This window comes from Streptomyces sp. NPDC048606, from assembly GCF_040650855.1.
Lineage (GTDB): Bacteria > Actinomycetota > Actinomycetes > Streptomycetales > Streptomycetaceae > Streptomyces.
Genome location: NZ_JBEZIB010000032.1, coordinates 1 through 24,298 on the forward strand (window position 1 = coordinate 1; position 24,298 = coordinate 24,298).

Below are 24,298 nucleotides of genomic sequence, written 5' to 3' on the forward strand. Positions count from 1 at the left end.
CTTCGCGATGGCCTTCGGCCACCCTTGACCGCCCGTCCCGCCCCGGACAAACGAAGACTGTCGGGAAACCCCCGAAAGAACGGCCACGGGGCAGGGGAGGGGGAGGACGGCCGTGTCAGTGACCAGCGAGGGGCCATCCCACGGGCCCACCGGGCACCAGCCCCCTCACAGCCCCTTTCGGGACCGAGCCGACTCCCTACCTGCTCCGCAGGACGACGAGACCGTCCTGCGGAGCACCCGAGCGCGTCAGATCGCTACGCGCTCCTCACGTCTCGGCGTCCGTCCGCCGTCCGGGGCTGGTCTCCTCGCTCCGATCAGCGCTTGGGGGCGACGAGGCGGGTGCCGGACCAGTCCTTCGCCGCGCTGATGGGACGGCTCTGGGACAGGCCCGCCGTCTGCGCCGCCTCGCTGACGTCGCTGGGCTCGATGTACCCGTCACTTCCGGTCTTCGGCGTGAGCAGCCAGATCAGACCGCCGTCCTCCAGCATGCCGATGGCGTCCACCAGGGCGTCCGTCAGGTCGCCGTCGTCGTCCCGGAACCAGAGGAGCACGACATCGGCGACATCGTCGTAGTCCTCGTCGACCAGTTCCTGTTCGATCACCGATTCGATGCCTTCGCGGAGGTCCTGGTCGACGTCGTCGTCGTAACCGATTTCCTGAACCACCTGGCCGGGCTGGAAGCCCATGCGAACCACCGGGTTGGCTCGCTCCTCAGTCGTCACCGCAGTCTCCTCCTCGGGATGTGCGCGTTTGGTGCACAGGAGTAGCTAAGCAGTCACCGGGAGTACCGGAAACCGGCGGTGCGGCTCTTGGTCCTGTCCCAGGCCTCTGTGATGGTCCTGTCGTGCGGGTATCGACCCAGGACGGCGGTTGGACGCTGAGACGTGAGGAGCGCGTAGCGATCTGTCGCGCTCGGTTGCTCCGCAGGACGGTCTCGTCGACTTTTCGCGCGGGTAGGCCGCCGGGCCGGTCCCGAAAGGGGCTGTGAAGGGGGGTAGCCCGGTTGCGGCTCCTCGCCCGGGGGGTCGAGGGTCGCTGATGCGGGAGTTATTCCTGCTCCTGCCCCGTGGCCGTTCTTTCGGGGGTTTCCCGACAGTCTTCGTATGTCCGGGGCGGGACGGGCGGTCAAGGGTGGCCGAAGGCCATCGCGAAGCGACGCGAACGAAGTGAGCGCCCTTGAGGGCCCGGCCCGCCCCGGAGAGACGATGAGACTGACGGGAAACCACCGGCACCCTCCTGACCCCGCCCGGCAGCGTTCGGCCGTGCCCCGCCCCCGCCCCCGCTCCTAGTTCCGGCCCAGGATCACCGTTCCCGAGGAGCAGAACCAGCCGCCCGTGCCCGAGGCGAGGGCGACCTCCGGGAGGCGGCCGTCCCGTTTGACGACCTGGCGGTCCGGGCCCGCTTCGCCGCGCAGTTGGCGTACCGCCTCGACCAGGAGGAACAGCCCCCGCATGCCCGGGTGGCAGGCCGACAGGCCGCCGCCGTCCGTGTTGACCGGCAGTTCCCCGTCGCGCAGCAGGCGGCCCTTCTCGACGAAGGGCCCGCCTTCGCCCTTGGCGCAGAAGCCGAGGTCCTCCAGGGTGACCAGGGTCATGTAGGTGAAGGCGTCGTAGATCTGCGCGAGGTCCACGTCGGCGGGGCGCAGGCCCGCGCGGGCGAAGGCCAGGCGGCCCGAGACGGCGGCGGGGGAGACGGTGAAGTCCTCCCACTCCGACATCGTGGTGTGCGAGACGGACGTGCCCGTGCCCAGCACCCACACCGGGGCCTTCGCCGTGTCCGGTACGTGGTCCTCCGCGACCAGGAGCACCGCGCAGCCGCCGTCCGAGCGGATGCAGCAGTGCAGCTTCGTGAAGGGGTCGGCGATCATCTCGCCGGACAGCACGTCCTCGACCGTGATCGGGTCGCGGAACATCGCGTCCGGGTTGCCGGCGGCGTTCGCGCGGGCCTGGACGGCCACGGAGGCGAGCTGTTCGAGGGTGGTGCCGTACTCGTGCATGTGGCGGCGGGCGGCCATCGCGTACTTGGAGATCAGCGTGTGCCCGTACGGGACCTCGAACTGGAGCGGTCCCCGCGCGCCGAACGAGAGGTTCGAGGTGCGCCGGCGGGCCTTGATGTCGGCGCGGGCGGTGGAGCCGTAGACGAGCAGTACGGCGTTCGCGTGGCCGGCGGCGATGGCGTCGGCCGCGTGGGCCGCCATGACCTCCCAGGTCGAGCCGCCGACCGAGGTGGAGTCGACCCAGGTGGGGCGCAGCCCCAGGTACTCGGCGACCTCCACGGGGGCGAGGGTGCCGAGGCCGGCGGAGGCGAAGCCGTCGATGACGGACCGGTCCAGGCCGGAGTCGGCCAGGGCGCGGCGGGCGGCCTGGGCGTGGAGGGCGTAGGGGGTCGGGCCGTCGACCCGGCCGCAGTCGGAGAGGGCGACGCCGGCCACCGCGACCCTGCGGCGCGGGCGGGATCCGGGTCCGGGCGGGGGTGTGGTGAGGGGTCCGGGCATGGGGAGACGGTACATCTGACGTTCCGTCAGTTGCTAGACCCCGTCGACGCGCCCGCCGCCCCGGCGGGTCGATCCCACCCCTGTGCTTCTCGTCCGCGCCGCCCTAACATGACGCCCCGTCAGATCCACCCCCGGTCACCGCCGGGAGGTGACCCCGGGAGGAGCCCGACGATGGACGCCGCCTTCACCGCGGAGCAGGACGAGATGCGCCGCACCCTGCGCGAGATCCTGGGCAAACGCTGCGGGCCGGACGAGGTCAAGGCCGCCGTGCGGACCGACGCCGGACACGATCCGGAGCTGTGGCAGCAGCTCTCCCGACGCCTCGGCCTGCCCGGCCTCGCCGTCGCCGAGGAGTACGGCGGCGTCGGCTGCGCCCCCGCCGACCTGGCCCTGGCCTGCGAGGAGACCGGCCGGGCGCTGCTGCCCTCGCCGCTGCTCGCCACCGCCGGACTGGCGATCCCGCTCGTCACCGCCCTCGGCACCGCCGACCAGCGCGCCGCCCTGCTGCCCGCGCTCGCCTCCGGGGAGCTGACCGCGGCCCTCGCCGTCCCCGGCCCCGCCCTGGCCGTCGCCCTGGCCCTGACGGGCGACAACGCCCCCGGCGACTGGGCCGGCGGAGGTCGCGCGGGAGGGGTCCAGGCGCGCGGCGGGGGCGACGGGGGCTGGCGGCTCTACGGGGAGGTGGCCCAGGTGCTCGACGGCCACGACGCGGGGCTGCTGCTGGTCGCCGCGCACACCGGCGGGTTCGTCCGCAGCCGCGTCCTGCTGTTCCTCGTACGGGGGGACGCGCCCGGCCTCGTACGGACCCGGCAGACCGCACTGGACGAGACCCGGCCGCAGGGGCGAATCGAACTGCGGGACGTGGAAGCCGAGTTGCTGGGCGCGGCGGGCGCTTCGCAGGGCGGGGTCGCGGGGGCGGGCGAAGGGGCCGGGGCGGGTGGCGGCGACCCCCTGGCGGCCCTCGTCGCCACCGGGCGCACCGTCTCCTGCCTCCTCGCCGCCGAGGCGGTCGGGGCGGCCGACCGGGCGCTGGCCCGGACGGTGGAATACGTACGGGGGCGCGAGCAGTTCGGCCGGCCCGTCGGCTCCTTCCAGGCCGTCAAGCACCGGCTCGCCGACCTGTACGTCCAGGTCCAGGCGGCCCGCTCCGCCGCCTACTACGCGGCCTGGGACCCGGACCAGGGCGGCCTCGCCCTCGCCCAGGCCCTGGAGGCCCTGCGGACCACCGCGGGCGAGGCCATCCAGCTGCACGGGGGCCTCGGCTTCACCTGGGAGCACGACGCCCACCTGTACTTCAAGCGCGCCGCGGCCGACGAGCTCCTCTTCGGCCCCGTCCACCGGCTGCGCGGGCACGCCGCGCACCGCGCCGGTCTCTTCGACCCGGCGCCGCCGTCCCGGCCCGCGCCCACCACCACGTCCGCGGCCGGGTCCGCGGACACGACACCGGAGAGGGTGGCCGTCTGATGTCTCCCGCGAACCCCCCGACCCCCGCCACGCCGGCCACGCCCGGGGCGTCCGGGGCCCCCGCGACCCTCGGCGTCAGGATCATGCGGAAGGTCTCGTCGACGATGCTGTTCGCCCGCGTCGCACCGCACTTCATCCCCGCGATGGACAAGGCGGTGCACCGGCTGACCCGGGGCCGGGTGCTGCTCAGCGCCCGGATGCTGCCCGGGGTGATCCTCACCGCGCGGGGGGCCAGGACGGGGGAGCCGCGCACCACCCCGCTCGCGTGCATGCCGGAGGACGGAGGCACGAGCTGGCTGCTGATCGGCTCGAACTTCGGCCGCCCCGGCCACCCGGCCTGGACCGGGAACCTGCTCAAGCACCCGGACGCGGACGTGAACTGGCAGGGGCGGGACATCGCCGTACGGGCCCGGCTGCTGGTGGGGGCCGAGCGCGCGGAGGCGTGGCAGGCGGTGTTGAGGTTCTGGCCGCCGTACGCGACGTACCAGGCGCGCATCGAGCGCGAGATCAGGCTGTTCCGGCTGGAGCGCCGGTGACCGGTTGACCGGGTGACCGGATGGTCGGGGCTTCGGTCGGAGGTGGTGCCCGGCGGACCCCCGGGGGGTCCGCCGTTACCGGGTCGGCTTCTTCCCGGTGATGCCCAGGTGCACGAGCAGCGCCAGGTTCGGCTTGAGTTCGGCCTGCTTGACGCCCCAGGTCTGGAAGCCCTTCTGGTGCGAGGCGACCGCGGCCAGCATCGCGACCAGGGATCCCGCCATCGCCGCCGGGCTCAGGTCCTTGTCGACCTTGCCCTTGGCCTGGAGCTCCTTCATCGACTCCGTGAGGGAGTTGGTGACGGAGTTCAGGATCTTCATGCGGATCTTGTAGAACCGCTTGTCTCCTTCGGCCGCTCCGAGGTCCACGACCCGCAGGATCGCGTCGTTGCGCCGCCAGAAGTCCAGGAAGCCCTCGACGAGTTCCTCGGCGGCGGCCCAGCCGGCCTTGCCGACCCAGTTGCGGCCCTCGACGAGTGCCGTCAACTGGGCGCCTTCGGTGGCCATTTGCTCGGCGATCTCCAGGACGGCGCCCTCGACGTCCGGGAAGTACTGGTAGAAGGTCGCGGGGGAGGTGCCGGCCTTTCGGGCGACGTCGATCACCTTGACGTCGCGGTACGGCGAGGAGCTGAGCATCTCGCTGAGGCAGTCGAGCAGCTTCTGCCGCGTCGCCTGGCCGCGCCGGCCGGCGACACGCCCGTCGACGGTGCGTACTTGTCCTGTCATGCCGTCAGCTTACCGAGGGGGGATCGGCGCGCTATTCGGCCGCCTGCAAATGGGGTTACCTGACCCCCGACCTGGGCGGAAGCCTCCGCGCGGGGTTCGGAGCGAAGGGTTCCGGCCGGTGTTCGCGCGGTCGCGCGGGGTGTGCGGGGTGCCCGTACCGTGCCGGAATCCCCCGAATAGTCTGATCAACAGGCTGTGCGCGGTCTTTCGGGCGGATCATGGCCAAAAGACCCGCGACGGACGACGGAAGGACCCCGGCTCATGGCCGCATTCGCGGAAGGTTCCCCCTGCTGGGTCGACGCCTCCCTCCCGGACGTCGAGGCGGGCAAGCGCTTCTACGGCGAGCTCTTCGGGTGGACCTTCGCCGACAGCGCGGGCGCCGAGTACGGGTACTACACGCAGGCCTACAGCCGCGGCCGCAACGTCGCCGCCCTCGCCCCCAAGCCCGACGGCCGCATGCCGACCGTCTGGGGCGTCTACCTCTACACCTCCGACGCCTACGCCTGCGCCGCCCGCATCCGCGCCGCCGGCGGCCAGATGGTCATGGACCCGCAGCCCGTCGGCCCCTACGGCACCGCCGCGATGGCCGCCGACCCCGGCGGGGCCGTCTTCGGCCTCTGGCAGCCCGGCACCCACCACGGCTTCGACGCGCAGGGGGAGCCCTACACGTACTGCTGGTCCGAGGTCTACACCCGCGCCCGCGACGCCGTCGACGTCTTCTACGCCAACGTCTTCGGCTACGTACCGCAGGACCAGGACGACGACGACAGCGGCGTCGAGTACCGCGTGTGGTCCCCGCCCGGCAGCGCCCCCGGGCCCGACTCCGCCGTGCTGGGCCGCAGCCTGATCACCGACGCGTTCCCGGAGATCATGCCCGCGCACTTCCTCGCCTACTTCGCCGTCCCCGACTGCGACCAGAGCGTGGCCGCCGCCACACGGCTCGGAGGCCGCGTCACCGCCGACCCCTTCGACACGCCGTGCGGGCGGATCGCGGTCGTCGCCGACAACCAGGGGGCCGTCTTCGGGCTGCTCTCCGAGCCCCGCGTGAAGAGCGGCACGTGAAACCACGGCGGGAGCCGGGGCCGGACCAGGCGCGGGCCTGACAGAATCGGGGGAGTGCGCGGCCGCGGTCACAGCTTGCGGTGAGACGCTGCACGAGACGTACCGGCCGGTGTGCCGGTGCGCGTGCGGGTGTGCGCGCGGGTGGAGAGCGGGTCCGGCAGGGGCCCGTACGGGGAGGTGTGGAGGCGAGTGGTGGAGCAGCTGACGCAGCACGACCCGAGACGGATCGGCCCCTTCGAGGTGCTGGGACGGCTCGGCGCCGGCGGCATGGGGCTGGTCTATCTCGCACGGTCGGCGTCCGGACGGCGCGTCGCGATCAAGACGGTGCGCACCGAACTCGCCGAGGACCAGCTCTTCCGGGTGCGCTTCACCCGCGAGGTGGAGGCGGCGCGCGCCGTGTCCGGCTTCTACACCGCCGCCGTCGTCGACGCCGATCCGCGCGCCGCCGTGCCGTGGCTGGCGACCGCGTACGTGCCGGCGCCCTCGCTGGAGGAGATCGTCAACGAGTGCGGGCCGATGCCCGCGCAGGCCGTGCGGTGGCTCGCGGCCGGCATCGCCGAGGCGCTCCAGTCGATCCACGGTGCGGGTCTGGTCCACCGCGACTTGAAGCCGTCGAACGTGCTCGTCGTCGAGGACGGCCCGCGCGTGATCGACTTCGGCATCGCGAGCGGTGTGTCCAACACCCGTCTGACGATGACGAACGTCGCCGTCGGCACCCCGGCCTACATGTCGCCCGAGCAGGCGAAGGACTCGCGCAGCGTCAAGGGCGCCAGCGACGTGTTCTCGCTCGGCTCCACCCTCGTTTTCGCCGCGACCGGGCACCCGCCGTACCACGGGGCGAACCCCGTCGAGACGGTGTTCATGCTGCTGCGCGAGGGGCCCAACCTGGAGGGCCTCCCGGACGAGCTGCGGCCGCTGATCGACTCGTGCATGCAGATGGACGCCACCCGGCGCCCCACGCCCGCCGACCTCCAGGCGCAGCTCGCCCCGCACCTGTTCGACGGCGGGGACGACAGCGGGACGGCCTCCGCGTGGCTGCCCGGGCGGGCCGTCGCCATGATCGAGGCCCGGCGCGCGGGCACCCGTACGCCCGTGGCGCCCCTGCCGTCGCCGTCCGGGCCGCCGTCCGGGCCGCAGGGCCGGCACGGCCACGCCGCGCAGCGTCCGCCGCGCGGGGCGGCCGACCCGTGGGTGGACCCGCGTACGGGACAGGCCCTTCCGCCGCGTCCCGACCGGCCCCCGCTGACCCCGGCGCCCGCTCCGGCGCCCGTCCTGGTCCCGTCCTCGGGATCGGTGACGCCGGGCGGCGCGGCGGTGCCGATCGGTCCCGGGCCGCGGGCCACGGCGTCCGCGTCCGTCGGGCACTCCACGGCCGACTCGGCGACCGGCTGGGTGCGCCCGCCGGGCGGTTCGCGCGGTACGCCGCTGCCCTCGCCCTCGCCGTCCACGGCGGGCCCGTCGCAGCCGGGGCCGTCCCCGGACAGCGGCCGCTGGCGGCCGTGGCGCTTCCGCATGTCCAACGAGGTGTGGGGGACCCCGACCGTCGCCGGCGACCTGCTGTACGTGACCTCCTTCGAGGTGCACGCCCTGGACGTCGGCAGCGGTCGGCGCCAGTTCAAGACGCGGGACGTCGCCTGGTCCATGGCCGTCGCCGACGGCCGCATCCACGCCTCCGACGGGCCGTCCCTGTACGCGCTGGACGCCGGCGACGGCTCCGAGCGGTGGCGGCTGTCCAGCGAGGCCTGGGTGTACGCGCTGCGCGCCGAGCGGGGCACCGTCGTCACCGCCACGCGCGGGGGCGGCGTACAGGGCTGGGAGGCCTCCAACGGGCAGCGGCTGTGGGAGCTGACCGGGGCGCAGACCGACTTCGAGACCCCGGAGGCGGCCCCCGTCCTGCACGACGGCACCGTCTACGTCTGGCAGGACGCCCGGCTGCGCGCCCTGGACGCCCGCAGCGGCCGCGAGGCCTGGTCGTACCCGGTCGGGGACGCGGCCTCCTGCGGCAACGTCCCGGTCCGGGTCACCCCGGCCCCCGACGGCAACGTCTACGTCAGCGCCGGCACCCGCGTGCTGTCCGTGGACCGGGCCTCGGGCCGGGTCCGCTGGCACTTCGAGGCCCCGGCGGTGTTCCTCGCGCCGCCCGCCTTCGCCCCGGGCGCGGCCGTCACCGGCGGCGGCGTCTACCTCGCCGACTACCTGGGGACCGTCTACGCCCTGGACGCGGCCACCGGCAAGGACCGCTGGCGCATCGCCACCGAGCCGCGCCCGGCGGCCGACCCGGTGCTGGTGGCCGGCGGCAACGTGCACCTGGGCGCGGGCAGCGCCCTGTACACGCTGGACGCGGTCACGGGCACCCCGAAGTGGCGGTTCGCGGCGGGCGGGGAGATCACCGGCTCGCCGGCGGTCGCGGACGGCCGGGTCCACTTCGGGTCCGCCGACCACTGCCTCTACACCCTGGACGCGGCGGGCGGCCAGCTGCGCTGGAAGCTGGCCACGGGCGGCGAGATCACCGGTGCCCCGGTGGCGGAGGCGGGCGTGGTGTACGCGTGCAGCAAGGACCGCTGCGTGTACGCGCTGGACGCGGCGAAGGGCACGGGGACGCGGCACGCGACCTGACCGGCGGCAGCGGGACGGGCCTGGACCGGGACCGGGGCCGATGTCGCTTCGGGGCGGGTTCGGGTGGGTTCGGGAGGGGGCCGGTGGTACGACACCGCCCCCCTCCAGGTCGCGTCCGGCACCAGGAGTGACAGGATGGACCCCATGAGCAACGTCTACTTCGACATCACCATCAACGGCGCCCCCGCGGGCCGCATCGTCTTCAACCTCTTCGACGAGGTCGTCCCGAAGACGGCGCGCAACTTCCGTGAGCTGGCCACCGGCCAGAACGGCTACGGCTACGCCGGCTCGGGCTTCCACCGCGTCATCCCCCAGTTCATGCTGCAGGGTGGCGACTTCACCAACCACAACGGCACCGGTGGCAAGTCCATCTACGGCGAGAAGTTCGAGGACGAGAACTTCGAGCTGAAGCACGACCGCAAGTACCTGCTGTCGATGGCGAACGCCGGCCGCAACACCAACGGCTCGCAGTTCTTCATCACCACCGTCCTCACCCCGTGGCTCGACGGCAAGCACGTCGTCTTCGGCGAGGTCGTCTCCGGCCAGGAGCTCGTCGACCAGATCGAGGCCCTGGGCTCCCAGTCCGGCGCCCCCAAGGGCAAGGTCGAGATCGCCGCCTCCGGCGTCGTCGACGCCGCCTGATCCACCCCGCCACCACGGCAGCCCGGCCCCGCCCCCCGAGGGGGAGCGGGGCCGCCGCATGTCCGGACCCGCCCGCGATCAGGGAGTGGGTGCCCCGGGGACCGTGGCCACGGCCAGCATGTGGGAGCTCGCGGCGAGCAGGTCCGGGTAGGGCTCGGCCAGCCGTGCCGCCGCCAGGGCCGCGTCGAACATCCGCGAATGCGCCAGACGGTCCCCGGTGTGCTGTTCCGTCGCCTTCAGGGCCGACCACGCCGGGCCCTCGACGCCGTAGACGACCGGTGCGAGCAGCCCGGCCTCGACCGCCTCGGCGGCCAGGCCCGCCCCGGTGTGGAAGTACGCGCTGGTGAAACCCTTGCGCCCGGCCGCGTGGACCCCGCTGACGAGCACGTCGGAGACGGCGTCGCGGACCCGCTCGCCGGCGAGAGCGGTCGTGGCGACGTGCTCGAAGAGGGAGGCATACCGGCCGATGGCCGACGCGGCGACGATCCCGCCGGGGCGCACCACGCGGGCGGCCTCGCGCAGGGCCCGGATCCGGTCGCCGTGGTCGATCAGGTGGTACAGCGGGCCGAGGAGGAGCGCGACGTCGTACGAGGCGTCGGCCGCGGCCAGTGCGCGGGCGTCACCGATCTCACTGCGGAACCCGGCGGCGGTAGCCTCCGCGACGTGGCGCGGCACGGGGTCGATGAGGTGGAGGTCGTAGCCGTCCTCGGCGAGCCACCGCGCGTGCGCGCCCGGCCCGGCCCCGATGTCGACGATCCGGGCCGGCGCCGCCGGGAGGTGCCGCCGCAGGAGCTCCTGGGTGCGCACCATCTCCAGGACCCCGTCGGCGCTGCTGCTCAGCCGGTCGGACTCGTTGATCGTCTCGGTGTAGAAGGCGATGATCTCTGCGCCTACGGAGTGTGCGGGCATGCCCCCGATTCTGGGGCAACCGACCCGTGATCGGGGTCACGGGTGTTCGGGGGGTGGGGGGACCGGGGTTTCGGGGTGGGTGGGGGTGGGGTGGGGTTCGGGGGTGTCGCGGAGGGGGAGGTCGCGGTCGCGGGGGCGGCGGGGGCGGCCGCGCATGACGATCGCCGCCAGCAGGAGGAGGGCGCCGCCGCCGAAGGCGTTGGCGAGGCCGTCGCCCAGGCCCCGGCCGTCGGCGCCGACCGACAGTTCCCCGGCCGCCTGGCCCTGGCGGACCATCCACAGCACGGCGAAGCCGAGGACGAGGATCCCGGCGAGCCCCATGAGCAGCCGCGAGCGCAGCACGATCGCCGCGAGGGTGAGCAGCGCGGCGAAGGCGCAGGGCAGCAGGAGCGAGCCGAACAGGGCGGCCGGCTCGGCGGTGATGCCGGCGGCGGAGAAGAGTTCCTCGATGCGGTAGTCGCGGCCCCGGCGGTCGTCGTACCAGGCCCGGAAGGGGCTCCAGACGGCGGCGGTGGCCCCGATCAGTCCCAGCAGCGAGCCGAGCGCGTTGCGGATCACGGTCCCGACGCTACGTCGCACCCCGGGGCCCCGCACGCCGGACGGGGCGTGCGGGGCGGTTCGCGGGGCGGGGTCAGCGGGAGCTGCGGGCCGCCTGGACGCGGGTGCGCAGGGCGTCGTTCATCGCGGTGAAGTCGCGGTGGGTGCCGTCCAGCATCCTGCCGAGGAAGGGGACGAGCAGGCCGCGGAAGCGCTCGCCGTGTTCCAGGCGCGTGGTGCGCCCGGGGCCCTCGGACAGGCGGAAGTAGTGCTCGCCGTCGAAGAGGCCGCGCACGAGGAAGTGGCCGACCCAGCGCAGTTCGACGGCGGGTCGGGCGATGCGGACGGTCGGGCGGAAGGTGGTCGGCTTCCCGGACCGCGGGTACATGGTCAGCGTCAGCCGTTCGCCGACGGCCACCTCGCCGGCCGCCTGCCGGATGAACGGGTTCCACGTGCAGTGGCGGGGCAGGTCGACCAGGGTCGCCCAGACCTCCTCTGGTGTCGCGTCGATGGTGATCTCGGTGGCGATGGTGCGCACTGGTGCCCTGCTCCTCGGTGTGGTGGCTGCTCGCCGAAGGGACGCGGAGCTGTGCGGTTCGGCCGCCGGATTCGGTGCTCGGATGCAACCACGGATTCCGCTCGCGTGGGCGGGCGCAGCGGGCGTCTTCGCTGGTGGCGGACGGAACGGAGGGGAGTGTTCCGGGTGCGGGGTCGCGAATGGCGATACGTCGGGCGGGCGGACCCCACCCCCGCGCGGTCCCCATGCGGACCGCCTCCGGGCCCGGGTGGGCCGGGAGGCGGTCGGTGGCGGGCGGGCGCGGGGTCAGGCGCCCGCCCGGCCCTCGATCCTGGCCTTCAGGGCGCCGAGGAGGTCGCGGACCAGGCCGATGGAGGTCTCGTCCGTCAGGGTGCCGTGCTCGTCGAAGCGCTCGTGGGAGCGGAAGAGGTGCACCTCGGGCTTCACGACCACGTCGGTGTCGGTCCAGACGAACACCTGGCGCAGCGCGAGCTGGGCGCGGACGGTGCCGAAGTTCGTCGGGGCCGCGCCGAGGATCGCGACGGGCTTGCGCAGCAGGGGCAGGCCCTCCTGCTGCGTCCAGTCGGTGCTGACCCAGTCGATGGCGTTCTTCAGGACCCCGGGGACGGAGTAGTTGAACTCCGGGGTCGCGATGAGGAGGCCGTCGGCCTCGGTGACGCGGCGGCGCAGGTCGGCGACGGGGGCCGGGCGGTCCCGGGGGGTGTCGAGGTCCAGGTCGTAGGGCGGGATCTCGCGCAGGCCCTCGTAGATCTCGATGTCCAGGCCGGCGGGCTGGTGCTTGCGCGCCGCGCGCAGCAGGGCGGAGTTGTGGGAGTCGGCGCGCAGGCTGCCGGAGATGGCGAGGATCTTGAACTCGGACACGGTGGTGTTCCCCCTGGGTGGGCCGGTGCGGACGGCGCGCCCCCGGTGGCGCGCCGTGTTCAACGCAGGCGGTACTCCGTCCCCGCGCGGCGCGCGCCGAAGAGTTCCGCCTGCCGCTCCGACGGTAGGTTCCCCAGAGCGATCAACGCCGGAGCCTGGTCCAAGGCTTGCTGGAGCGCCGCCCGCTTCGCCGACCACAGCGCCCGTACCGTCCCCTGCACCGCCTCCGTCGGGAAGCCGGCCAGGGTCCGCGCCGACCGCAGCGCCGCCTCCGGCAGTTCCCCGGGCTCGGCCAGCTCGGAGACCAGCCCGATCTCGTACGCCCGCCGGGCGGAGAGCCGTTCGGCCGTGCCCATCAGGGACATCCGGGCGACCTCGCCGAACGGCATCCGCTGCGCCATGTACACGGCCTCGTAGGCGCTGACCATGCCGTAGGAGGTGTGCGGGTCGAAGTAGGTGGCCGTCGTGGAGGACACGACGAACTCCGATTCGCCCAGCAGGTAGAAGGCCCCGCCGCAGGCCATCCCGTTGACGGCGGCGATGACCGGCTTCCACAGGTCGTTGGCCTTCGGGCCGATGGCGATCAGCGGATCGTCCACCGAGTACGGGGACGGCGGCTGGGCCACCTCCACCGACCGGTCGATCCCGGTGCAGAACGCGGCCGTGCCCGCGCCCGTCACCACCACCGCCCGGACCTCCTCGTCGTGCCGCAGGTCCCGCCACAGCGCGGCGAGGTCGGCGGCGGTGTCGAGGTCGACGGCGTTGTGGCGGTGTTCCCGGTTCAGGGTGACGACCGCGACCCCGGCGCCCGCGTCCCGTTCGACCTTCAGCGTCATGCCTTCTCCAGGATCCAGCGGGGCACCGCCATCCCGTCGATCTCGGTGAACGCGACCTGGACGCGGGCGCCGATCCGCAGCCGGGCCGGGTCCATCGAGTCGAGGGGCGCGTCGGGGCTGGTCACGAGGTTCCCGACCAGCCGGATCAGCGGGTCCTCCGCGAGCTCCACGAGGATCACGTTGTACGGGGCCTGCGCGGCGTACGCGGGCAGCAGCGGCGGGTGCGGGCGCACCCAGGACCAGATGCGGCCGCGTCCGCTCATCGGCCGCCACTCGCTGTCGAAGGACCGGCAGTGCGGGCAGCAGGGGCGGGGCGGGAAGCGCAGTCGGCCGCAGGCGGCGCAGGCCTGCACCCGCAGTTCGCCGCGCGCGGCGTACTCCCAGAAGGGGGCGCCGTCCTCGTCGGGCACGGGCAGGAGCAGGGCCCCCGCGGCGTCGGTGGCCTCCGCGGTCGCGTCGGTGGCCTCCGCGGTCGCGTCGGGGGCCCCGGCCGGGCCGGCCGGGTCGGCGGCGCCTCGCGGGTTCCGGTGCGTGGTGGTCATGGCGGCCTCCTCAGGCGCGCAGCAGGATCGCGGACGTCGGGACGCCTTCGCCCGCCGTCACCAGGCAGGTCGCGGCGTCGGGCACCTGGGCGGTGGAGGTGCCGCGCAGTTGCCTGACGCCCTCGTTGATCAGGTTGAAGCCGTGGACGTACGCCTCGCTGAGGCCGCCGCCGCCGGTGTTGAGGGGGAGCCGGCCGCCGATCTCCAGGGCGCCGCCCTCGGTGAACGCGGCGCCCTCGCCGCGTCCGCAGAAGCCGTAGCCCTCCAGGGAGAGCGGGATCAGGGGGGTGAAGGCGTCGTAGATCTGGGCGACGTCGACGTCCTCGGGCCCGAAGTCGGCCCGCTTCCACAGGTGGCGGGCGGCGGTCCAGGCGGGGCCGGACAGAGGGTCGTCGTTCCAGTAGTTGACCATCCCGTGGTGCTGGGAGGGCAGGCCCTGGGCCGCGGAGTGCACGTAGACGGGTTTTTGGCGGCAGTCGCGGGCGCGTTCGGCGGAGACGATCACGCAGGCCAGGGCGCCGTCGGTCTCCAGGCAGTTGTCGAACAGGCAGAGCGGGTCGCTGATCATGCGGGAGGACATGTACATCTCCCGGGTCAGCGGGCGGTCGTACATCATCGCGGCCGGGTTCTCGTTGGCCCGGTTGCGGCAGGCCATCGCGACGTTGAACAGGTGGTCGCGGGTGGCCCCGTACTCGTGCATGTAGCGGCGGGCCAGCATGCCGATCTCGTCGGCGGGGCGCAGCAGGCCGAAGGGGCGGGTCCACTGGCCGGGGGTGGGGAGCTGGACGGCGGTGTTCTTCCAGGGGCGGGGGCCGGAGCCGCGTTTGCGCGAGCGCCAGGCGATGCCGACGTCGGCCTGGCCGGTGGCTATGGCGGCGGCGAGGTGGCCGACGGTGGCGCACGAGCCGCCGCCTCCGTAGCCGATCTTGGAGAAGAAGGTCACGTCGCCGGCGCCGATGGCCTTGGCGACCTCGACCTCGTCGGTCTCCTCCATGGTGTAGGAGGCGAAGGCGTCGACCTCGGACGGGGAGATCCCGGCGTCGTCGAGCGCGGCGAGGATGGCCCGGCAGGCCAACTCCTTCTCGGATTGCGGCAGTCGTTTCGCGAAGGGGGTCTGGCCGATGCCGACTATCGCCGTAGCGTCCTTGAGTGTTGCCGCCATCGCCACCTCCGGGGCATGCGCCAGTGCTGACAGCCGCGAAGGCTACAGCTAATCTGACGGATAGTCAGCTACTGGGTCGTGGGAGGGGTGCGGGCGATGGTCGAGGGCGCGGGCGCGGGCAGGGGCGGATCAGGCCGGTCGGGCAGAGCGACCACCGGCACGGGCGCCGGTGGCGACGACCCGCGCGGGGACCTCCGGTGGGGGACCGTCGCCGGCCTCGTCCGCGACGCCGCCGCCCGGTTCGGCGACCGCGAGGCCGTCGTCGACGGCCGCACCCGCGTCGGCTACGCACAGCTCGGCGAGCGCGTCGAACGGGCCGCCGCCGCCTGCATCGCCGCCGGCGTCCGCCCCGGCGACCGGGTCGCCGTCTGGGCCCCCAACACCCTGGAGTGGATCGTCTCCGCGCTCGGCGCCGTCACCGCGGGCGCCGTCCTCGTCCCCCTCAACACCCGCTTCAAGGGGGCGGAGGCCGCGTACGTCCTGCGGCGCAGTCGCGCCCGCCTGCTCTTCGTCACCGGCACCTTCCTCGGTACCTCCTACGTCGCCTCCCTGCGCCGCGCCACCGCCGAGGGCCCCGGCACCGGGCCGCTGCCCGGCCTGCCCCACCTCGAACAGGTCGTGGTCCTCGCCGACGACGCCCCCGACACCTTCCGCACCTGGAAGGACTTCCTCGCCGGCGGGGACGCCGTCACCGCCGGGGCCGTCCGCGCCCGCGCCGACGCCATCGCCCCCGACGCCCCCTCGGACATCATCTTCACCTCCGGCACCACCGGCAGCCCGAAGGGCGCCGTCATCACCCACGCCCAGACCCTGCGCTGCTACGCCGTCTGGAGCGAGCTCGCCGGACTGCGCGAGGGCGACCGCTACCTGATCGTGAACCCCTTCTTCCACACCTTCGGCTACAAGGCCGGGATCATCGCCTGCCTGATGCGCGGCGCGACGATGGTCCCGCAGTCCGTCTCCGGCGTGGACACCATGCTCGCCAACATCGCCGCCGAGCGGATCTCCGTCCTCCCCGGCCCGCCCACCCTGCACCAGTCGCTCCTGGACCACCCCCAGCGCGACCACCACGACCTCTCCGCGCTGCGCCTGGTCGTCACCGGCGCCGCCGTCGTGCCGCTGCGGCTCGTCGAACGGCTCCGCGGCGAACTGTGCGTCGCCACCGTCCTGACCGCCTACGGGCTCTCCGAGGCCGGAGGCATCGTCACCATGTGCCGGCGCGGCGACGACGACGCGCTGATCGCCGCCACCTCGGGCCGGGCCATCCCCGACACCGAGGTCCGCGTCACCGGCCCCGACGGGGCGGTCCTGCCCGCAGGCGCCCCCGGCGAGGTCCGGGTGCGGGGCCACCACGTGATGCGCGGCTACTTCGAGGACCCCGAGGAGACCGCCCGCGCCGTCACCCCGGACGGCTGGCTGCGCACCGGCGACATCGGCGTCCTCGACGCGCACGGGAACCTGCGCATCACCGACCGCATCAAGGACATGTTCATCGTCGGCGGGTTCAACGCCTACCCGGCCGAGATAGAGCAACTCCTCGGCCTGCACCCGGACATCGCCGACGTGGCCGTCGTCGGGATCCCCGACCCCCGGCTCGGCGAGGTGGGCAGGGCCTACGTCGTCCGCCGGCCCGGGTCCACCCTCACCGCCGACGACCTGATCGCCTGGTCCCGGCGGGAGATGGCGAACTACAAGGTGCCCCGCGAGGTGGAGTTCGTGGCGGGGCTCCCGCGCAACGCGAGCGGCAAGGTCCTCAAGACGGAGTTGCGGTCCCGACCCGCCGCCGATGGATCGGTGTAGGGCGCAACGGAATTGACGTGTCAAAACCCTGCGTGCCGGCCGCCCGCGGCGCGTCAGTAGGCTGTGCGCCTCGTAGATCACATCGTATGAGGATGGGCAGGATGAGCAGCGAACAACCCCGTCAGGATTGGCCGACACCTCCGGGGTACCCGCCGTCCGGTCCGCCGTCCGCCCCGCCGTACGGGGCCCCCGTCGGACCGCCGCCCGCCGCCCCGGCGTCGAGCTCGCACCGCACGGCCTGGATCGGCGCCGGCGCCACCCTCGTGGCCGCCGTGATCGGTGTCCTCGGCACCTACCTCGTGACGGGGAGCGGCGGCTCGAAGGGCACGCCGGCCCCCGAGCGGGCGGCGGCCGAATCGGCCCCCGCCACCGGTGCGCAGGCCCAGGGCGGCGCCGCCGCCCCGTCGGCCTCCGCCCCCGCGCAGAGCCCGTCGGCCCCGCAGGCCTCGGCCTCCGCCTCCGCACCGGCCGCGGGGAAGCCGGCCGGTACCGTCCAGTGGGAGGGCGCCCTCGCGATCGAGTACGGCCACGACAAGGACCTGGACGCCTCGCCGCCCGCCCAGTCCGAGATCAACAGCGAGAACGACTTCATGGTCTTCTCGTTCGGCAACCTGCGGCTGCGCCCCCAGGGCGGGGCCAAGGCCCTGGTGTGGGAGGACTCCTCGAAGGTGCCCACGTACGCGGACTGCGCGGGCGTCATCGACACGCTGGGCACCACGAAGGACCTGGACCTGAAGACCGGCAGGATCTTCTGCGGCCGCACCGACGACGGCCGCGTCCTGCGGCTGACCACCAAGACCTTCGACGGCGGAGGCGGTACCGCCAACGGCACCTTCGACGTCGTCGTCTGGGCGAAGTGACCCCGCCCACGCGGTGATCCGCCCGCCGTGTCCCGGAGCGGAGGCCTCCACCGGCCGCGCTAGCCTGCACCGGTGAGGTCGAATCAGTCAGGTGTCCGAATCTGGTGGCCGCTCCGGGGCGCGGGCGCGGCGCTGGCCGTCGCCGGCGCCCTCGGGCTGTCGTCCCTCGTCCTCCCGTCCCCTCCGGCCGACGGCGGCCGGCCGGGGGCGAAACGGCCGCCCGGTCTGACCGCCGCCGTCTCCGCGCCGTTCAGCGCCTTCACCGAGGGCTACGACTGCTACCGCATCCCCACCCTCACCACCACCCGGGACGGCGCCCTCCTGGCCATCGCCGAGGCCCGCACCGCCGGCTGCGACGACATCGGCGACATCGACCTCGTCCTCAAGCGGTCCACCGACAACGGCCGCACCTGGGGCCCGATGCGGGTCCTGCGCGGCGCGGGCGACCCCGGCGCCTACGGCAACCCGGTCCCCGTCGTGGACTCCGCCTCCGGCCGCGTCACCCTCCTGCACGCCTACAGCACCTGGACCCGCGACGCCGAGGGCAACCGGGTGCGCGGCCCCCGCGAACTGCGCCTGGCCTCCAGCACCGACGACGGCGTCGCCTGGAGCGCCGACCCCGCCCCGCAACCCCACCTGAAGGGCGCCGACTGGGCCTGGGTCTCCGTGGGCCCCGGCCACGGCATCCAGCTCACCCCCACCCGCCCCGACCGCCCCGGCCGGCTTGTCGTCAGCGCCGACTACCGCACCGAGTCCAACGAATCCGGGGCCCAGCTCCTCTACAGCGACGACGGCGGCCAGACCTGGCAGGCCGGCGCCCGCTGGGGAGCCCCCGAGGGCACCCCAGCCCCCAACGAACCCGCGCTGACCCAACTCCCCGACGGGCGGATCTACGTCAACGCCCGCTCCACCGCCACCTGCGGCACCGCCGACCACCGCGTCTCCGCCGTCCTCGACGACGTCGCCGCCCCCGCCTTCCCGGAACCCGGCTTCCGGCCCGTCGCCGACCTCCCCGCCCCGCCCGCCTCCGGCTCCCTGCTCCAACTCCCCGACGGGACACTGCTGCTGTCGGCGCCCAGCCGCCCCGGCGCCGAGTTCTCCGACCGGTGGACCCTGGCCGTACGGACCTCCACGGACTCCGGCCGCACCTGGTCCCGGGAGGGGGCCGTCGTCCTGCGCGAACGGGCCGGCTACTCCGACATGGCCGTCCTCGGCGACGGACGGATCGGGATGCTCTACGAGACCGCCAACGGCACCCCGCACGGCTACGTCAAGTTCACCGCCTTCACCCCCCACGAACTCCGGGCCGCAGCCGAGGACCTCACCCCCCGCCTCACCCCCGACGCCGGCCCCCACCGCGTCCAGGCCGTCGTGCACGGAGCGCCCCGCCCCGGCAACCGTCCGGACGGCGGCAAGACCCTGCGCCTCGACGGCCGCGACGACTTCGTGCGGCTGATCAACTGCCCCGACGCGCTGCGACTCGGCGACGGGGACTTCGCCGTCGCCACCTGGGTCAAGTACAAGACGCGCGGCCAGGACCGCGACGCCGGCGTCCGGGCCCCCCTCGTGTGGGGCTACGGGCAGGGGCCCGGGGCCCGACGGTTCGCCATCGAGGCGAACCCCGACACCGGCCGGCTCGAAGCCACGATCGACGCCGGCACCGACGCCGGCCCCGTCGTCCTCGCCGCCGCCTCCCGCACCGACGACGACGCCTGGCACCACGTCGTCCTCCAGCGCGAGGGGGACGAACTGCGCCTGACCGTCGACGACGGCCCGGCCGCCGCCGTACGCCTCACCCCGGGACAGTCGGACTTCAGGCCCACCGGGGCCTTCACCGTCCACCTCGGCACCCGCCCCGACCTCAAGGCCTTCTACGCCGGAGCCCTCGACGACGTACGCGTCTACGGGCGCCCCCTGTCCGGCAACGACCGGGCCCGCCTGCGCGACGGCAGCGACGTCACCGACCAGCTGCGCGTGCACCTGCCCTTCGACCGGCTCCGCTGAGCGGCCCGGGGCACCGCCCCTACGCGGGGTCCTTGCGGGCCAGCACCAGCCGCCACCGCGGGCTGCCGTCCGGCCGGTACCCGAAGTGCTCCAGCGGCGCCGTCCCCACCCGGAAGCCCGCCGCGCGCAGGTCCGCCCGGACCGGCCCGAAGGGGAAGGTGCGGTAGTACATGACGAACGGCGGGCGCCACACCGCGTTGCGCACCCGCATCGTCGCGTCGAACCCGGCGACCGCCCACCACAGCGGGGAGGACGGCGGGATCGGGGCGCCGATCGGGAAGGCGAACAGCCCGCCCGGTCGCAGCGCCCGGTGCACGCCGGAGAACAGCGCGGGCCGCTCCGCCGGCAGGAAGTGCCCGAAGGCGCCGAAGCTCACCGCGAGGTCGTAGGAGTCCGCCAGGCGCGGCGGCAGCTCCCGCGCGTCGGCCCGTACGAGGTCCACCCCGGCCGGGTGCGCCCGCGCGGCTTCGGCCAGCATGCCCGCGCTGAGGTCGACCCCGGTCACCCGGTCCCGGCACAGCCGGCGCAGCAGCGGCAGGGCCGCGCCGGTGCCGCAGCACAGGTCCAGGCCGGAGCCGAAGGAGCCCTCCCGCGCGGCGAGGGTCTCCTCGACGGCGTCGAGCATCCGGTCCGGGGTGCGGAACGGCGTCAGGTCGAACTTGGGCGCGAGGAGGTCGTAGCCCCGCTCGACGGAGGAGAGGGCCTGGACGGCCAGCTCGCGCAGGCCGGGCCCCTGTGAGGTGAACACGCCCCCAGCCTAGGAGACGGACGCCCCGCCGGGTCGTGGTCGGGGACGCGGGGTCCGGCGGCCGTGGGCGGCCGTGGTCGGGGACGCACGTGCGGCGGCCGCGGTGGTCCCCCTCCTGGCCACCGCGGCCGCCGTCCCCCGTATGCGTTCCCCCGTGCTCGTTCCCCCGTGCCCGGGTCCCCCGTGCCCGGCCACCCGTACGTCCCCCGTACGCGTGGCCGGGCCCGTTTCCGTACGTTCCCCCGTACGTCCCGCGAGCGGTTCCCCCGTACTTCCCCCGTACGTCCGCCCGCGGGTCCCCCGTACGTTTCCCCCGTACGTTCCCGTGGTGGTTGTCGCCGTGCCGTTTGGGCCGCTCGCGCTACGGGCGGGTACCGGACGCGTGGTTGTCCAGCGTCACGATCTCCTCGCCCGAGGCGTGGTTGTCGAGCGGCGTCTGCGGAGCCGGCGGGTCCGCCGGCGGGTCCTGCGGGTCGAGGGGCTTGATCTCGATGCCCGAGGCGTGGTTGTCGAGCGGTCTGATGTCTCCGTCGAGCGGCAGGCTGTTCTCGTTCGTCGTCATCGGATCTCCTGATGGTGTGTCGGGCCCGTTCGGCGATTCCCCCGCGGACCGCCGAACGGGTTCTCCTCCCACGGCCCGGGTGCCCCCCGACGCGCCGGGTCGATGCGTTCATCATGGCGCGCGGCGATAAACGAACGATGAACGTGCCGTCCATCTCCGCGAAGCCGCCGGTCAGCGGCTTCCGGCCGGTTTCAGGCGGCCAGTTCCGAGGCCAACAGGGCCTTCACTTCGGCCAGTTCCGTCGATCCCAGGCGGGTGAAGACGGTCTCCGCGTCCTGCCAGCAGGCCCGGGCCCGGTCGGGCTGCCCGAGCCGGCGCAGCGCCTTGCCCAGCACGGTCAGCACGGTGGCGCGGCGCCACTCCCCGCCGATCCCGCGCAGGGCGATGGCCTGCTCGGCGTGTTGGGCGGCCAGGGTGGGCCGGCGGGCGGCGAGGTGGGCCTCGGCGAGCCGGAAGTGGGTGACGCCCTCCCACAGGGGCTGGCGGTTGTCGTGGAACAGGGAGAGGGCCTCGCCGAGCTGTGCCAGCGCCTCCCCGAGCCGGCCGGCCTGGGTCAGGGCGATGCCCAGCGCGTAGCGGCCGTTGGCCAGGCGCAGGGTCAGGCCCATCCGGTCGTAGATGGCGATGCCCTGTTGGGCGAGGTCTATGGCGCTGGGGAGCCGGCCCAGGGCGACGTGGATGCGCGAGAGGTTGCACAGGGCGCTGGCCTCGCCGACCAGGTTGGCGTCGGCGCGGAAGTTCTGGATGGCCTCCAGGAGGTAGCGCTCGCCGTCGGCGTACCGGGACTGGTAGAGGGCGATGATCCCGCGGTCGTTGGGGGCCCAGCAGCTGGGGAGCGGGTCTTCGGCCTCCCGGGCCAGGTCCATGGCCTGGCGGGCCTCCTCGTCGGCTTCGGCGAAGCGGCCGGCGAAGAGGTGGACCATGGTGAGCGTGGTGCGGGTGCGGCCCTCGGCGCGCGGGTCGCGGGCGGTGCGGGCGGCGTCGAGGAGGGTCAGCGCGGCAGACTCGTACTGCTTGGAGTTGGCGCCGGACTCGGCGAGGTCCTTGGCCGCCCACAGCAGGTCGACGGCCCGGCGCAGGGCGGTGGGCCGGCCGGCGGACTGGCGTACGCAGGCCAGCAGCGGGTCGGCCTCGGCGAACAGCCAGTCGAGGGCGGCGCGGGGCTCGGCCAGCGGCAGTCCGGGGCGTTCGGTGGTCGACAGGTGGGCGGGGAGGCGGTCGCCGGGGCGTTCCAGGGAGTACACGCGGGCGGCGGTGGCGAGGTAGAAGTCCAGGAGGCGGTCGAGGGCGGCCTCGCGTCCGGCGGCCGGCTGTTCGTCGCGTTCGGCGCACGCACGCGCGTAGAGGCGTACGAGGTCGTGGAAGCGGTAGCGGCCGGGGGCGGCCGATTCCAGCAGGGAGCAGTCGACTAAAGCTTCGAGGAGGTCCTCGGTGTCGTGCTCGGGCAGGTTGAGGACGGCCGCGGCGGCGGCCAGGGAGATGTCGGGGCCGTCGGCGAGGCCGAGGAGGCGGAAGGCGCGCTGCTGGGCGGGTTCGAGCTGTCCGTAGCCGAGTTCGAAGGTGGCTTTGACGGCGAGGTCGCCGGCCTGGAGCTCGTCGAGGCGGCGGCGTTCGTCGGCGAGCTTCGCGGCGAGGACGGAGACGGTCCAGGTGCGGCGGGCGGCGAGGCGGGAGGCGGCGATGCGGATGGCGAGCGGCAGGAACCCGCAGGCGCCGACGACGTCGAGGGCGGCCTGGCGTTCGGCGCCGACGCGTTCGGTTCCGACGATGCGGGTGAACAGCTGTAGGGCCTCCTCGGGGCTCATCACGTCGAGGTCGACGAGATGGGCCCCGGCGAGGCCCGACATCCGGACCCGGCTGGTGACGAGGGCGGCGCAGCCGGCGGTGCCGGGCAGCAGCGGGCGGACCTGGGCGGCGTCGCGGGCGTTGTCGAGCAGGACCAGGACGCGCCGGCCGTCGAGGACGGAGCGGTAGAGCGCGGCCCGGTCGGCGGCGGAGTCGGGGATGGCGCTGTCGGGGGTGCCGAGGGCGCGCAGGAAGGAGCCGAGGACGGCTTCGGGCTGGGCGGGGCGCGGGTCGGTGCCCTGGAGGTCGGCGTAGAGCTGCCCGTCGGGGAAGTGGGGGCGGGCGGCGTGGGCGACGTGCACGGCGAGCGTGGTCTTGCCGACGCCGCCGATGCCGGCGAGCGCGGAGACGGCCATGACCTGCCCGGCGGCGTCGGAGAGGATCTCGCCGAGTTCGGCGACGAAGGGGGCGCGGCCGGTGAAGTCGGGGACGGTGGCGGGCAATTGGGCGGGCCTCACGAGGACGGGCGCGGCGGCCTGGGTGGGGTCTTCGGCGTGGGCGAGTTCGGCGTCCGCGTTCAGGATGCGCTGCTGGAGGGCGGACAGCTCGGGGCGGGGGTCGACTCCGAGTTCGTCGGCGAGCAGGCGGCGGGTGTCGGCGTAGACGGCGAGGGCCTCGGCCTGCCGGCCACTGCGGTAGAGGGCGAGCATCAGCAGCTCGCGCAGGCGTTCGCGCAGGGGGTGGGCGGCGGTGAGGGCGGTGAGTTCGGAGACGGCCTCGGCGTGGTGGCCGACCTCCAGGTCGAGGTCGAGGCGGGTCTCCTGGAGCTGGAGGCGCCATTCGGCCAGGCGGGTGCGTTCGGTCTCGGCGTGCGGCCCGGGGACCCCGGCGAGGGGTTCGCCGTCCCAGAGGTCGAGGGCGCGGGCGAGCAGGGTCCGGGCGAGGGTGCGGTCGCCGGCGGCGCGGGCCTTGTCGGCGTCGCCGGCGAGGGCGCGGGCGACGCCGAGGTCGAGGGCCTCCTGCCGGCGCAGCCGGATCGCGTAGCCGCCGGCGTCGGTGACGAGGAGGCCGGGGTCGAGGATCTTGCGCAGCCGGGAGGCGTACGTACGGATCGTGGCGAGGGCCTGCTGCGGGGGTTCGTCGCCCCAGATGGCGTCGATCAGCTCGGGTGCGGTGGCGGTGCGGCCGTCGCGCAGCAGGAGCACGGCGAGGAGGGCGCGCTGCTGGGGGCTGCCGGAGGGCAGGGTCTCGCCGCCGCGCCGGGCCCGGACGGGTCCGAGGACGGCGAACCGGTTCTCGGTGGGGGCCGGTTCGGGTGCCGCGGCGTCCTCGGGGGCCTCCGGTGCCCCGGCGCCCTCGGGGGCCTTCGGTGCCCCGCCGGTCGCGGGTGGTAAGGGTGCCGAGGGCGCGGCGGAAGGCGTCTCGGAGGGCGTCTCGGAGGGTGCGGCGGTCGTCGAGGGGGCTGCGGGCGGGGTGGGTGTCTCGTGCATCGAGGGTGTCCCGTGCGTCGCGGGCGCTTCAGGCGCGTGGGTGCCGGTCCGGGACCGGTCCGCCCCGGGGTGGTTCCGCTGGTGCGGGATGGCCGGTATGCCTTCCATCTGGCGTCCCCCCTGCCTT

The 24,298-nt window shown here is 74.3% G+C and carries 21 protein-coding genes; 8 read left to right on the plus strand and 13 right to left on the minus strand.

Annotated elements, in window-relative coordinates; translation table 11 throughout:
• Positions 1–314: 314 nt before the first annotated feature.
• Entirely contained in the window at positions 315–686 is a 372-nt protein-coding gene (locus AB0D01_RS29190) for a DUF3052 domain-containing protein (RefSeq protein WP_363060569.1), read from the minus strand.
• A gap of 599 nt (positions 687–1,285) precedes the next feature.
• Positions 1,286–2,494 carry an acetyl-CoA acetyltransferase gene (locus AB0D01_RS29195; protein WP_363060398.1) on the minus strand — a complete coding sequence of 403 codons (1,209 nt, stop codon included), beginning with the start codon at positions 2,492–2,494 and terminating at the stop codon, positions 1,286–1,288.
• Positions 2,495–2,665: 171 nt separating this feature from the next.
• Between AB0D01_RS29195 and AB0D01_RS29200 the strand changes: the two genes are divergently transcribed.
• Positions 2,666–3,958, plus strand: a complete 1,293-nt coding sequence (locus tag AB0D01_RS29200; RefSeq protein ID WP_363060400.1) for an acyl-CoA dehydrogenase family protein — start codon at positions 2,666–2,668, stop codon at positions 3,956–3,958.
• Between the two features lie 83 nt (positions 3,959–4,041).
• Positions 4,042–4,494 (plus strand): nitroreductase family deazaflavin-dependent oxidoreductase, encoded by a 453-nt coding sequence (locus AB0D01_RS29205; RefSeq protein ID WP_363060571.1) that lies wholly within the window; start codon positions 4,042–4,044, stop codon positions 4,492–4,494.
• Between the two features lie 75 nt (positions 4,495–4,569).
• On the opposite strand, the gene AB0D01_RS29210 is transcribed toward AB0D01_RS29205, so the two are convergent.
• Positions 4,570–5,217 carry a TetR family transcriptional regulator gene (locus tag AB0D01_RS29210; protein WP_363060402.1) on the minus strand — a complete coding sequence of 216 codons (648 nt, stop codon included), beginning with the start codon at positions 5,215–5,217 and terminating at the stop codon, positions 4,570–4,572.
• A 261-nt stretch (positions 5,218–5,478) separates the two neighbouring features.
• Between AB0D01_RS29210 and AB0D01_RS29215 the strand changes: the two genes are divergently transcribed.
• The 3 genes from AB0D01_RS29215 to AB0D01_RS29225 all read left to right on the plus strand — a co-directional run bounded on the left by AB0D01_RS29215 (position 5,479) and on the right by AB0D01_RS29225 (position 9,537).
• The gene (locus AB0D01_RS29215; RefSeq protein ID WP_363060404.1) at positions 5,479–6,279 is read left to right on the plus strand and encodes a VOC family protein; all 801 of its coding nucleotides are present in this window, start codon (positions 5,479–5,481) and stop codon (positions 6,277–6,279) included.
• Positions 6,280–6,468: 189 nt separating this feature from the next.
• A complete protein-coding gene (locus AB0D01_RS29220; protein ID WP_363060406.1) occupies positions 6,469–8,895 on the plus strand; it encodes a PQQ-binding-like beta-propeller repeat protein in 2,427 nt (808 codons plus the stop codon).
• A gap of 144 nt (positions 8,896–9,039) precedes the next feature.
• Positions 9,040–9,537 carry a peptidylprolyl isomerase gene (locus AB0D01_RS29225; RefSeq protein ID WP_363060573.1) on the plus strand — a complete coding sequence of 166 codons (498 nt, stop codon included), beginning with the start codon at positions 9,040–9,042 and terminating at the stop codon, positions 9,535–9,537.
• Positions 9,538–9,615: 78 nt separating this feature from the next.
• Here the strand turns inward: AB0D01_RS29225 and AB0D01_RS29230 are convergent, their stop codons facing one another.
• From AB0D01_RS29230 to AB0D01_RS29260, 7 genes are all read right to left on the minus strand, one after another.
• Positions 9,616–10,446, minus strand: coding sequence for a class I SAM-dependent methyltransferase (locus AB0D01_RS29230; protein ID WP_363060407.1), 831 nt, complete (start codon positions 10,444–10,446; stop codon positions 9,616–9,618).
• Between the two features lie 36 nt (positions 10,447–10,482).
• Positions 10,483–11,004, minus strand: a complete 522-nt coding sequence (locus tag AB0D01_RS29235) for a hypothetical protein (RefSeq protein WP_363060409.1) — start codon at positions 11,002–11,004, stop codon at positions 10,483–10,485.
• 73 nt (positions 11,005–11,077) lie between these two features.
• Positions 11,078–11,521, minus strand: a complete 444-nt coding sequence (locus AB0D01_RS29240; RefSeq protein WP_363060411.1) for an SRPBCC domain-containing protein — start codon at positions 11,519–11,521, stop codon at positions 11,078–11,080.
• A gap of 285 nt (positions 11,522–11,806) precedes the next feature.
• Complete coding sequence (locus AB0D01_RS29245) at positions 11,807–12,382, minus strand: NADPH-dependent FMN reductase (RefSeq protein ID WP_363060413.1); 576 nt, start codon at positions 12,380–12,382, stop codon at positions 11,807–11,809.
• 59 nt (positions 12,383–12,441) lie between these two features.
• A complete protein-coding gene (locus tag AB0D01_RS29250; RefSeq protein ID WP_363060415.1) occupies positions 12,442–13,218 on the minus strand; it encodes an enoyl-CoA hydratase/isomerase family protein in 777 nt (258 codons plus the stop codon).
• Positions 13,215–13,640, minus strand: a complete 426-nt coding sequence (locus AB0D01_RS29255) for an OB-fold domain-containing protein (protein ID WP_363060575.1) — start codon at positions 13,638–13,640, stop codon at positions 13,215–13,217. The genes AB0D01_RS29250 and AB0D01_RS29255 overlap by 4 nt, the downstream gene beginning before the upstream one ends.
• Before the next feature lie 130 nt (positions 13,641–13,770).
• Positions 13,771–14,922 carry a lipid-transfer protein gene (locus tag AB0D01_RS29260; RefSeq protein WP_363060417.1) on the minus strand — a complete coding sequence of 384 codons (1,152 nt, stop codon included), beginning with the start codon at positions 14,920–14,922 and terminating at the stop codon, positions 13,771–13,773.
• A 96-nt stretch (positions 14,923–15,018) separates the two neighbouring features.
• On the opposite strand from AB0D01_RS29260, the gene AB0D01_RS29265 reads away from it, so the two are divergent.
• From AB0D01_RS29265 to AB0D01_RS29275, 3 genes are all read left to right on the plus strand, one after another.
• The gene (locus AB0D01_RS29265) at positions 15,019–16,722 is read left to right on the plus strand and encodes a FadD3 family acyl-CoA ligase (protein ID WP_363060419.1); all 1,704 of its coding nucleotides are present in this window, start codon (positions 15,019–15,021) and stop codon (positions 16,720–16,722) included.
• Positions 16,723–16,823: 101 nt separating this feature from the next.
• Entirely contained in the window at positions 16,824–17,582 is a 759-nt protein-coding gene (locus AB0D01_RS29270; RefSeq protein WP_363060421.1) for a hypothetical protein, read from the plus strand.
• A gap of 72 nt (positions 17,583–17,654) precedes the next feature.
• Positions 17,655–19,586: a sialidase family protein gene (locus AB0D01_RS29275; protein WP_363060423.1), complete on the plus strand. Its 1,932-nt coding sequence runs from the start codon at positions 17,655–17,657 to the stop codon at positions 19,584–19,586.
• Positions 19,587–19,605: 19 nt separating this feature from the next.
• Here AB0D01_RS29275 and AB0D01_RS29280 read toward each other — a convergent pair whose 3' ends face one another.
• The 3 genes from AB0D01_RS29280 to AB0D01_RS29290 form a co-directional block, all read right to left on the minus strand.
• On the minus strand, positions 19,606–20,334 hold the full coding sequence (locus AB0D01_RS29280; RefSeq protein WP_363060425.1) for a class I SAM-dependent methyltransferase: 729 nt from the start codon (positions 20,332–20,334) through the stop codon (positions 19,606–19,608).
• Positions 20,335–20,695: 361 nt separating this feature from the next.
• Positions 20,696–20,896, minus strand: coding sequence for a hypothetical protein (locus AB0D01_RS29285; RefSeq protein ID WP_363060427.1), 201 nt, complete (start codon positions 20,894–20,896; stop codon positions 20,696–20,698).
• A gap of 191 nt (positions 20,897–21,087) precedes the next feature.
• Positions 21,088–24,171 carry a BTAD domain-containing putative transcriptional regulator gene (locus AB0D01_RS29290; protein WP_363060429.1) on the minus strand — a complete coding sequence of 1,028 codons (3,084 nt, stop codon included), beginning with the start codon at positions 24,169–24,171 and terminating at the stop codon, positions 21,088–21,090.
• Positions 24,172–24,298 lie beyond the last annotated feature (127 nt).